The 4,603-nt window shown below is 39.5% G+C and carries 7 protein-coding genes; all 7 read left to right on the top strand.

The genetic code is table 11. From position 1 onward, the window contains the following. A partial coding sequence (locus tag QMD82_00960; GenBank protein MDI6850495.1) for a hypothetical protein occupies window positions 1-213 on the top strand: 213 nt, incomplete at its 5' end. Window positions 214-268: 55 nt separating this feature from the next. After that, window positions 269-616 carry a preprotein translocase subunit YajC gene (yajC, locus tag QMD82_00955; GenBank protein MDI6850494.1) on the top strand — a complete coding sequence of 116 codons (348 nt, stop codon included), beginning with the start codon at window positions 269-271 and terminating at the stop codon, window positions 614-616. 1 nt (window position 617) lies between these two features. Beyond that, window positions 618-1,142 carry a peptide deformylase gene (gene def / locus QMD82_00950; GenBank protein ID MDI6850493.1) on the top strand — a complete coding sequence of 175 codons (525 nt, stop codon included), beginning with the start codon at window positions 618-620 and terminating at the stop codon, window positions 1,140-1,142. Then, on the top strand, window positions 1,078-2,076 hold the full coding sequence (gene fmt / locus QMD82_00945) for a methionyl-tRNA formyltransferase (GenBank protein ID MDI6850492.1): 999 nt from the start codon (window positions 1,078-1,080) through the stop codon (window positions 2,074-2,076). Before def ends, fmt begins: the two co-directional genes overlap by 65 nt. Beyond that, window positions 2,073-3,212, top strand: coding sequence for an ADP-forming succinate--CoA ligase subunit beta (sucC, locus tag QMD82_00940; protein ID MDI6850491.1), 1,140 nt, complete (start codon window positions 2,073-2,075; stop codon window positions 3,210-3,212). The genes fmt and sucC overlap by 4 nt, the downstream gene beginning before the upstream one ends. Further along, complete coding sequence (locus QMD82_00935; GenBank protein ID MDI6850490.1) at window positions 3,209-4,273, top strand: hypothetical protein; 1,065 nt, start codon at window positions 3,209-3,211, stop codon at window positions 4,271-4,273. Before sucC ends, QMD82_00935 begins: the two co-directional genes overlap by 4 nt. Further along, a partial coding sequence (locus QMD82_00930) for a D-glycerate dehydrogenase (protein MDI6850489.1) occupies window positions 4,263-4,603 on the top strand: 341 nt, incomplete at its 3' end. The genes QMD82_00935 and QMD82_00930, both read left to right, overlap by 11 nt.

Raw genomic sequence — 4,603 nt, 5'->3', positions numbered from 1 at the left:
TTTGATGCTGGTTTGTGTACACTGAAGAATTATCGCGAACTTCAACTTTTTGAACAGTTTCCCAAATTAAAAGATTTGAAGGCAGATTTTGGCTATGGTTTGAGAATGTGGTTGGGATTTGCGAAATTGAAGGTTGATTTTGCCTACAATACAGATTTAGTTAATGTCTTTAAACCTGTAAAAGTAAATATTTCCCTTGGGTTCGATTACTAAGGCTTTAATTGATTGAACAGGTCTTAGCGTTTACAATTACAAAAAGGAGGATTTTATGAAAAGTTTAATATTTGAAGCACTCTCTATTCTTCTTCCTGGGTTTTTATTTGCCCAGCAGCCTCAAAGCGGAGGAAGTTTTCTCGTTTCTCTTCTTCCTCTTATTTTAATTTTTGTGATTTTCTACCTTCTTTTGATTTTACCACAGTCAAGATATGAGAAAAAGCGTAAAGAAATGTTGGCTTCATTGAGGAAAGGCGATAGGGTTGTAACCACGGGTGGAATAATTGGTACAATTCAGAAGATAGACGAAAACGTTATTACACTTAAAGTTGCTGATAATGTCAATATAAAGATTGAAAAGCAGGCGGTAAGGGCCGTCCTCGAGAAAGGAGGAGAGGAGTAATTTGGTTAAGCCTATCAAAATTTTTGACGACCCGGTTTTGAGATTAAGGGCAGAAGAAATCAAAGATATAAACAGTAAAGAAGTGTTTGAAATTGCTGGTGACCTCATCGAAACCCTTAAAAATCAGGGAGGACTTGGGCTTGCTGCTAACCAGATAGGGATAACAAAGAGAGTTTTTGTTATCAATTCAAAAGAACTAGATTTCGGTTCAGATTACAGGATATTCTTAAATCCTAAAATAAAATATTTGGAAGGGCTGGCGGTTGATGAAGAGGGGTGTCTCTCTATACCGGGTTTATATGCGGAAATAGGTCGGCCGGATTACGTCGAGATTGAGGCAATAGAACTTAAATCGAACGGTAAATTTAAGGATTTGAAAATTAAAGTGGAGGGCTTTCTTGCCAGGGTTTTTCTGCATGAGATAGACCATCTCGACGGTGTTCTTTTCGTAGACTATCTCGATGAAGAAACGCGAAGAATTTTACTGGCAAAATGGAGGAATGAATACAATCGTTTCTCCTTATAAGTGGTGTTTTCTTGGCAGTGGATATTATGCTCGTGAGGTTCTGAAAGAGCTATATTATTCAAATTTTAAGCCGAATCTTGTGGTTACAACGCCTGATAAACCTGCGGGCCGTGGAAGAAAAGCAACTCCAAATCCCGTGAAGGATTTTGTTATCGATACCGGAATCAGCTTGATGGAAATCGGGAAAATAAATGATCCCACTACCTATGAGATTTTAAAAGAAAAAAATTTTGATTTTTTTGTGGTTTGTGACTTTGGTAAGATTTTAAAGGAGCCTTTTTTAAGGATTGCGAAGTTTCCCACTCTTAATATACATCCATCTCTTCTTCCTCTCTATAGAGGCCCTGCTCCCATTGAAAGAGCTTTAATGGATGGAGTGAGTATGACAGGGGTTACAATAATTGAAATGACCATGGAAGTTGACGCAGGTCCGATTGTGTTGAGTAAGGAAATTCCTGTAACGGATGACGATACAAAGGGGACATTACTGGAAAAACTTTCAAAACCTATTCCAGAAATGTTGAGAAAAGTCTTTTACGGATACTTTAATAATAGTGTTTTCCCAGAGCCACAAAGTGGGATGCCCACCTACGCCCCGAAAATCTCAAAAGAGGAACTTTTCATCTCTTGGCACGAACCTGCCATTAAAATTTTTAATCGTGTGAGAGCGTTATCACCTGTTCCTGGGGCGAGGACTTATTTGGAAGGTGAGCTGGTTAAAATTTTTAAAGTTAAAATTTCCAATCCTGTTTTTCCCTTGGCCCCGGGAGAAATTAAAGTTTTTGCAAGCAGTCTTTTTGTAGGTACAGGAGATGGAATACTGGAAATAATTGAGTTACAGCCAGCGAGTAAAAGGATTATGCTGGCGAGGGATTTTGTTGCAGGAAGAAGAGTGGATGGTAAATTTTTTGGATCAAAGGAGGTCTTAAGATGAAACTGTTGGAATATGCCTCTAAGGAGGTCCTTTCTAAGTATGGAGTACCGGTGAAAAAGAATAAATTGTGCAAAAGCTTGGATGAAGTTAAGTCTGTTTTAGATGAGTTCGCCTTTCCGATAGTAGTAAAAGCCCAAGTTCCCGTTGGTGGAAGGGGAAAAGCGGGAGGTATTAAGGTTGCAAAGAACAAAGAAGAAGCGGTGCAGGTTGCTTCTCAAATTCTTAATATGGAGATTAAAGGGTTGCCTGTCAAAAAGGTTCTTGTTGAAGAAGCGGCCAGAATTAAAGAGGAGCTTTATGTAGGTATTGTACTTGATAGGGGAAGTAAGAGAAACGTTGTGATGGTTTCAAAGGAAGGTGGAGTTGAAATTGAAGAGGTTGCGAGAACTAATCCAGAAGCCATTGTTAAACTTCCACTTCATCCATATCTGGGCCTTCAAGATTATGAAGCAAAATATTTAGCTTTCAAACTATCTGATAATCCAGATGTTGCAAAAAGAATTCAATCTTTTATTAAAGCTTTATACCGGCTCTATGTGGAGACCGATGCTCAGTTGGCTGAAATAAACCCGTTGGTAGTAGAAGAAGATGGTAATGTGATTGCGCTCGACGCGAAGATTATTATAGATGATAATGCCCTATACAGACACCCAGAACTTGAAGCCTTGAGAGATATGGATTATGAAAATCCTGAGGAGCTGGAAGCGAAGGCGAAGGGACTGTCCTTCGTTAAACTTGACGGAAATATCGGTTGCTGTGTTAACGGGGCTGGCCTTGCTATGGCTACTATGGATGTGATTAAACTTTATGGTGGGGAGCCGGCCAATTTTCTCGATGTTGGAGGGAGCTCAAGCCCTGAAAAGATTAAAAATGCCATGGAACTTATCCTTAGAGACAAGCGGGTGAAGGCTGTTTATATAAACATCTTTGGAGGGATTACAAGATGTGATGATGTGGCAACGGGTCTTGTGCAGGCTTACAAGGAGTTGAACATAACCTTACCAATAGTAATTAGGCTTACAGGGACTAATGAAGACAAGGCGAGGGAGATTCTTAACAAGTCTGGGCTTCCATTGTATGGTGTTTCAGGTATGGCAGAAGGAGCTAAGTTGGTTAGTGAGCTTGCCTCCAAATGAAATTATTTCTTTTGTTTTCAATCCTTGGAGAGGTGGATTCCTTATTCTGGGAACCACTGGACTCCTTAATTTCAAAGGGCCTTGAATACACTTATGCTGAGAAATATACAGAAGCCACCTTCTACTTTGACCTTGCTATTAAAAATTACCCAGCAAGTCCTATAGGATATTTATATAAAGCTGGGCTCCTCGACCTCTATATGATAGATTTCGAAACTGATATTTATGAGGGGACTTTTTATGAACTTCTTGATAAAGCGGTGGAGTTGTCGCGCAAGATAAGGGAAAAGGCTAACCCAGATTCTCAACTAATTGCTTGGAGTTATTTTGCTGAAGGTTCAGCCTTCGCCTATAGGGCGATACGAAAAGGTAGAAACAGGGAATACATTGCTGCCTTACAATATGGGCTTAAAAGCCTTGAACTTTTGAGAAAGTGTATTGAAATTGACTCCACTATTTACGATGCTTACTTACCCCTTGGTGTTTTTGAATTTGCGATGACTAAAATTCCCTCTGCTTTTAAATGGTTATTACCCGGAGAGTACTCCAAGGAAGAAGCTCTAAGGATGATTGAACTATCTACAACAAAGTCAAAGTATATTAGTATAGTTGCCTTGAATGCCTATGTATGGGTTCTTGCTTACGACAACCAAAACGATTCTGCTTTAAAAATTGCAGAAAGGCTTGTGGAAAAGTATCCCACTTCTCGCACCTTTAGGTGGACGCTTTCTTATGTGCAAAGGCGAATGGGACTTTGGAGAGAAGCACTCAAAAATCACGAGGTTATTCTTTATCTGACCTTACGAGATCAGCCATGGAATAGTTATAATGTTGGAATTTCGCTTTACTACCTTGCAATTTGCAGTTATATAGTTGGAGAAAAGAGAAGGGCTTTGTTTTACGCGGAAGCTTGTAAAAACGAGCTATCAAAAGTAACCGAAGATAAGCCTTTAAAGGGTAGGATATTAAGGGTAGTTAGTAATCTTTCAGAGAGACTTGATAAATATAGGGGAAAAAACCTTTATGTTGATCCTGCGGGGGTGGAAAAGTATGTCCCGTAAAAAGATTTTTTTTACATCCAATCTCGTAATAAATGTGAGGGAATACCTTGAGGATTTTGATGTAGAAGTTTATGACGGGGAGCCACCTATCCCGAAGGAAGTTTTAAAGGAAAAGGTAAAGGATGTAGATGGACTGGTAGTCCTCCTCACTGATAAAATCGACTCAGAGATTCTTGACAACGCTCCGAAACTCAAGATAGTGGCAAATTATGCTGTAGGATATGATAATATAGATATAGCAGAATGTACACGGCGCAGAATTGTTGTTACCAATACCCCCGATGTGCTTACTGATGCCACCGCTGAACTTGCCTGGGCACTTGTTTTTGC

Source organism: bacterium (genome assembly GCA_030019025.1).
Taxonomy (GTDB): Bacteria; Hydrothermota; Hydrothermia; order UBA1063; family UBA1063; genus UBA1063.
This window is presented reverse-complemented; position numbering and strand designations above follow the sequence as displayed.